Here is a 6632-nt window from a genome sequence, read left to right on the forward strand (position 1 = left end):
AAGAGCCCTGTCGGAAAGGGGCTTTTTACGGCGTGGCGGAACGAAACGGCAGACATACCTGGCTCGCGTTCGCGCTGATTGCTCCCTCCCTGTTCTCGTCGCCCGTCTCGGCGCAATTGTCCAAGCCGGGCACTGCGCCCGCCCAAGGGCCGAGCGTGCCGCAGGATCAGCGCGACGGAAACAGCGACCCGCAGGCGAATGCCCCCATCGTCCCCGATGCGCAGTTCGACGCCGCGCTCCCCCCGCTGAGCGGCGATATCAACGCACCGCTGGAATCCATGGCGACCATGGAAAAGAACCAGCCCGCTGCCCAAGCGATCCCGACGCCGCAAACCGCGCCGCCTTTGCCCAGCGCTCAGACCGCCCAGCCGCTGGCGACCGGCGATACCATCGGCCCGATCGCGCCCGAGGACCCGCAACTGGCCCAGCCGCTGACCCCGCTGGCCAGTTTCGACACGACCCCGCTGGAAACCGCCGCCGATCCCAAGGGCACCCGCGCGCCCGAAATCCGCTATGACATGGAGGTGCGGGGCCTGGCCGAGCTGAAGCTGGACGACGAGTTCAAGGGCCTGTCGTCTCTGCGCGAAGGCAAGGGCAAGGCGGCTAATGCGACCCAGGTCTCCGCCCGCGCGCGGGAAGACGAGCAGTTGGCGATCCGGCTGATGAAGTCGCTCGGTTATTACGACGCCACCGCCGTCTCGACGCTCCAGCGCGAAGGGGCGGGCGAGGGCGAGAATGGCCGGTTGAAGGTCGTGCTGACCGCGACGCCGGGGCGGCTCTATCGCCTGTCCTCGGTGACGGTGAAGGCCGATCCGACCACGCCGCCCGATCTGGTCCGCTCCAACCTGCCGCTCAAGGTCGGCGATCCGATCGAGGCGGCGCGCATCCAGGGTGCCGAGGCGAATGTCAGCCTGGTCCTGCCCCAGCGCGGCTATCCCTTCGTCAAGGTCGGCGACCGCGACATATTGCTGGAGGATCAGGGGCCGGAGCCGGTGGGCGCCTATACCCTGCCGGTCGATACCGGCCCTCGCTCGGCGTTCGGCAAGCTGACCACGACGGGCGACGCGGTGTTCGACCTCGATCACCTGAACGTCTTCCCCCGTTTCGAGCAAGGGCAGCTGTACGACTCGCGCCTGACCGACGATCTGCGCAACGCGCTGGTCGCGACGGGCTTGTTCAACGGCATCGCGGTCGAACCCAAGCGCACCGGGCGGATGAACCCCGACGGCACCGAGGCGATCGACCTTCAGGTGACGCAGACCAAGGGGCCCGCACGCACCCTGTCGGGCGAAGGGGGCTATTCCACCGGCCAGGGCGTGCGCCTGCAGGGCAGCTTCACCAACCGCAACGCCTTCAAGCCGGAGGGCGCACTCATCGCCTCGGTCATTGCGGGTACGCAGGAGCAGGGGCTCAGCGGCACCTTCCGCCGCTCGAACGCCGGGCGGCGCGACCGGACGTTCCAGGTCATCGCCTCGGCCAGCCACCAGAATTACGACGCGTTCGATGCGTTCATCGGCACGGTCGCCTTCCGCTGGAGCTATGACTCCACGCCGATCTGGCAGAAGAAATTCACTTATGCGTTCGGCGGCGAGCTGACCGGCACCAATGAAAGCGTCTATGATTTCGCGCGGGGCGAGCGGGTGCGCGGCACCTATGGCATCGCCGCCATTCCGGGGCAGGTGGTGTTCGACCAGTCGAACGACCTGCTCAACCCGACGCGCGGCTATCGCCTGAAACTGAACCTCAGCCCCGAAACCTCGGTGCGCGGCGCGGTGCGGCCCTATGCGCGGACTATGGTGGAGAGCACCTTCTATTATCCGTTCAACGACAGCCTGGTGATTGCAGGCCGAGCGCGGGCGGGCGCGATCTTCGGGATCGAGCGCGACGATCTGGCGCCGTCGCGGCGCTATTATGGCGGCGGCGGCGGCTCGGTGCGCGGCTATGGCTTCCAGCGGCTGGGGCCGCTCGATCCGCAGGGCAATCCGGTGGGCGGACGCAGCCTGAACGAGTTCGCGCTGGAGGCGCGCTATCGCTTCGGCAATTTCGGCATCGTGCCGTTCATCGATGCGGGCAACAGCTATGAAAGCACGCTGCCGACGGGCAAGGACCTGCGCTTCGGCGCGGGCATCGGCGGGCGTTTCTATACCAATTTCGGGCCGCTGCGTGTCGACGTCGCGACGCCGCTGAACCCGCGACCGGGTGACGGCAAGGTCGCCCTGTACATCTCGATCGGGCAGGCCTTCTGATGGCGGACGAACAGACCATGGCGCCCGAGCCCGTCAACGAAACTGTCATCGTGCGGCGTCCCTTGTGGCAGCGTATTCTGAAATGGATCGGCTTCACGATCCTGGGCTTGATCCTGCTGGTCGGGGCGGTGCTGCTGGGCATCAATACCGATCCGGGCCGCCGTTTCGTCGCGGATCAGCTGGGCGGCTATACCACCGCCTCGGGCCTGAACATCAAGGTCGGGCGGATCGAGGGTTCGCTCTATGGCCGGATGCGGCTGATGGACCTGCGGGTCAGCGATCCCAAGGGCGTGTTCCTGTCGAGCCCGCGCCTGGATGTCGATTGGCGTCCTTTTGCCTATACCAAGAATCATATCGACGTCCGCTCGCTTAATGCCGATCTGGTGACGCTGGCGCGGCGGCCGGAACTGAAGCCGACGCCCAGCGACCCCAATGCGCCGCTGCTGCCCGATCTCGACATCGACGTGAACCGGCTGACGCTGAAGCGCTTTGTCATCGGCGCACCCGTGACGGGACAGCGCCATGTGCTGGCGATCGATGGCAAGGTGCATATCGCCGACCGCCGTGCGCAGGTGACGGCCAGCGCGGACGCGCTGCGCGGCCCCGGAATCGCGGGCGGTGACCGACTGCGTCTGGTCCTCGACGCCGTACCCGATGCCGACCGGCTGGCGGTGGACGTGAAGCTGACCGCACCGACCGGCGGCGTGGTCGCGACCATGGCCGGGCTGAAGGCGCCGCTGACCCTGTCGGTCGATGGGCGTGGCGGCTGGAAGGCCTGGACCGGCCGTGCCATCGCCACGCTGGGCGGCGGGGAACTGGCGAACCTGACCGGCACGGCGCGCGACGGGCATATCGAACTGCGCGGTGTGACCCGGCCCGGCCTGTATCTGGAAGGACCGGTCGAGCGGCTGACCGCGCCTGCGCTTCAGGTGGCGATCGACACGACGCTGAACCAGCGGCGCGCGGACACGCGGATGAAGCTGCGTTCCTCGGCGCTGATGGTCGATGCGGGTGGCCTGATCGATCTGGCGAACAGCCGGTTCGGCAATTTCGCGGTCGATGCGAAGCTGCTGACCCCCGGTGCCATCGCCCCGAACCTGCGCGGCCGCGACGTGCTGGCGCGAGCGGTGCTCGATGGCGCGTTCGCGACGCCGACCGTGGATTACAAGATCCGCGCCGCCGCGCTCGGTTTCGGCGAAACCACGGTAGAGAATCTCTATGCCGAGGGTCTGGCCAAGGTGAATGCCGACCGCATCCTGGTGCCGGTCAAGGCACGGGCGAAGCGGATCGCCGGGCTGAATGCCGCTGTCGGCGGGCTGACCAACAATGTCGCGATCCAGGGCGATTTCGCGATCGCCATGCCCAATATCCTGTCGGACAATCTGCGCATTCGTTCGGACAATATCGATGCGACCGCCGTCGTCGTCGCGAACCTGAAGACCGGGCGCTACACCGGCGCGCTGAAGGGCCGGGTGAACAATTACCGGGTCGAGAGCATCGGCATCATCAACCTGACCACCGACGCCAATCTGGTCGCGACGCCGACAGGTTTCGGCATGAAGGGTCGGGTGGTCGCGCGGACGCAGCAGATATTCAACGAAGGCGCGCGCAATTTCCTGGGCGGCAATGCGATCGTCCGCGCCGATGTCGAGTATAGCCCGGAAGGCATCGTGACCTTCGGCGGCCTGCGCCTGACCGCGCCGCAATTCCGCGTGACGCGGGGGAGCGGACGCTACAACCCCGCCAATGGGGCGCTGGCGGTCGAGGCGGATGCCTATTCCAACCAGTACGGCCCGATCACCGCGCGGGTGACGGGATCTCAGACCAATCCAGTCGTCGTGCTGCGCGCGAGCAAGCCCGGGGTCGGGGTGGGCCTGAACAATCTTCAGGCCAGGATCGTCGGCCGCAACGGCGCCTATGTCGTCAATGCCAGCGGCGGCACCAATTATGGCCCCTTCACCGCCGATGTGCTGGTCAGCACCGGGCGGCAACTGGCGGTCGATGTGCGCAGCCTGGTCTTTGCCGGGATCAACGCGACCGGTCGTGTCGTGCAGACGGCGGCGGGGCCCTTTGCGGGGGCACTGCAATTCGCGGGACAGGGGATCAACGGCCGCGTTCAGTTGGCGGATCAGGGCGGCAACCAGCGCGCCGATATCGCCGCGCGGGCCTATAACGCCCGCGTGCCCGGTGCGGTGGACTTCACCATCGGTCGCGCCATCGTCAATGCCAGCCTGGTCATGGTCCCGGGCGCGCCGCAGATCGTCGCCGACGCGCAGCTGGCCGATACGCGTTACGGCGAGGTAGTCATCCAGTCCTCGCGCGCCAAGCTGAACTATGCGGGTGGGCGGGGCACGGCGCAGGCGGTGCTGACCGGATCGTCGAGCATTCCCTTCAACGTCGCGCTGAATGCGCAACTGGCGCCGAACCAGTATCTGGTCGCGGCCAAGGGACAAGCCAACGGCATCAACTTCCGCACCGCCAACCCGGCGCGCATCCAGAGCGCGAAGGGCGAGTGGCAGCTGTCGCCGACCCGGATCGACTTCGGGCGCGGATCGGTGCTGATGGCGGGCAGCTATGGCAACGGGCTGAAGGTGCAGACGCGGCTCGACAAGCTGCAGCTGTCGATCCTGGATGCCTTCGTTCCCAATCTGGGCATTTCGGGCCAGGCGAGCGGTGCGCTCGACTTTACCCAGGCGCGTGATGCCAGCTTCCCGGCAGCCGAGGCGCGGCTGACCATCGCCAATTTCCGGCGCACCGGTCTGGCGGCGGTGTCGGAGACGGTGGACATCGTCTTTGCCGGGCGGCTCGTTTCCGACGGGGGCGAGGCGCGCGCATTGATCCGGCGCGGGCAGATGGTCGTCGGCCGGATGGTCGCCAATCTCCGGCCGTTGCCGCCGGGCAATGGCGGCTGGGTCAACCGGCTGATGCAGGCCCCGCTATCGGGAGGCCTCCGCTATAATGGCCCGTCGGCGGTGCTGTTCTCCTTCGCGGCGCTTCCCAACCAGCAGTTGAGCGGCCCGATCGCGGTCGCCGCCGATTTCGGCGGGCGGGTGTCCGCGCCGCAGCTGAACGGCCTGATGCGGGCCGACAACCTGACCTATGACAACGAGACCTATGGCACCCGGCTGACCAACATGCAGCTGGCGGGACGTTTCAACAACGACCGGCTGGAGATCACGCGGCTTCAGGCCAAGGCGGGCGACGGCAGCATCCAGGCACAGGGCACGATCGGGCTGGCGGCGGACAGCGGCTATCCGATCGACATCCGCGCGCAGTTGAACAATGCGCGCCTGGCCGACAGCGATGCGCTGGCCGCGACGACCAGCGGCACGATCCGCCTGACCCATAACCGGGACGGCGGGCTGATCCAGGGTGACCTGACCGTGCCCAATGCCCGCTACCAGATCATCCGCCAGGGCCAGGCCGAAGTGCCCGAACTGACCGGGGTTCGCCGTCGCAGCGAGATTCGCGTGGCGCGTCCGACCGACCGGCCCGCGCCTGCCGCACCGCCGGGGCTGTTCCGCCTCGACCTGCGGGTGCGCGCCAACAACCAGCTCTTCGTCTCGGGCATGGGGCTGGAGTCGGAATGGGAGATGGACCTGCGGGTCGGCGGCACCAGCGCGGCGCCGACGATCAACGGTGGGCTCGATCTGGTGCGCGGCACCTACAGCTTTGCGGGCAAGCGGTTCGACGTGAATCGCGGCACCATCCGCTTCCGCGGCGGGGCGCTGACCGACCCGGACATCAATATCCAGGCGACGACGACGACCGATGGCATCACCGCCGTCATCAACGTCACCGGTACCGGCCAGCGTCCGCAGATCAGCTTCACCTCGACGCCGACCCTGCCGCAGGACGAGGTGCTGAGCCGATTGCTGTTCGGGACCAACCCCGAAAACCTGTCCGCGACCGAGGCGATCCAGCTGGCCGCCGCGCTCAACTCGCTGCGCGGGTCGGGCGGGGGCGGGCTGAACCCGCTGGGCAAGCTGCGCTCGGCGACGGGCATCGACCGGCTGCGCGTGCTGGGGGCGGACGACGCCACCGGCCGGGGCACCAGCCTGGCGGCGGGCAAATACATCACCGACAATATCTATGTGGAGATCGTCACCGACGCGCGCGGCTTCACCGCCACCCAGTTGCAGATCGCGCTGACCCGCACGCTCAGCCTGTTGACGCAGACGGGTTCGTTCGGCGGATCGGCGGCGAGCCTGCGCTACTCGCGGGATTTCTGACGCTTTGTCCAAATGAACATTCAGATAAGCCCCTCTTCCCTCGGCCCTCTTTGAGGGGAGAGGGTTGCGCAGTCTTGGTCTTTGCGAAAGCAAAGGCTTAGTCGGAGCTGGGTGAGGGGTGCTGCGCTCGCGGAGCGAGCGCGCGAGCCTTTGG

2 protein-coding genes are annotated in these 6632 nt (G+C 67.6%); both read left to right on the plus strand.

Annotated features, from left to right (window positions below; all coding sequences use genetic code 11):
• Nucleotides 1-32: 32 nt before the first annotated feature.
• Complete coding sequence (locus tag SSA01S_RS12905) at nt 33-2246, plus strand: BamA/TamA family outer membrane protein (RefSeq protein ID WP_061780648.1); 2214 nt, start codon at nt 33-35, stop codon at nt 2244-2246.
• Nucleotides 2246-6478 (plus strand): translocation/assembly module TamB domain-containing protein, encoded by a 4233-nt coding sequence (locus SSA01S_RS12910; protein WP_061780649.1) that lies wholly within the window; start codon nt 2246-2248, stop codon nt 6476-6478. Before SSA01S_RS12905 ends, SSA01S_RS12910 begins: the two co-directional genes overlap by 1 nt.
• Nucleotides 6479-6632 lie beyond the last annotated feature (154 nt).

The organism is Sphingomonas sanguinis NBRC 13937, assembly GCF_001591005.1.
Lineage (GTDB): Bacteria > Pseudomonadota > Alphaproteobacteria > Sphingomonadales > Sphingomonadaceae > Sphingomonas > Sphingomonas sanguinis.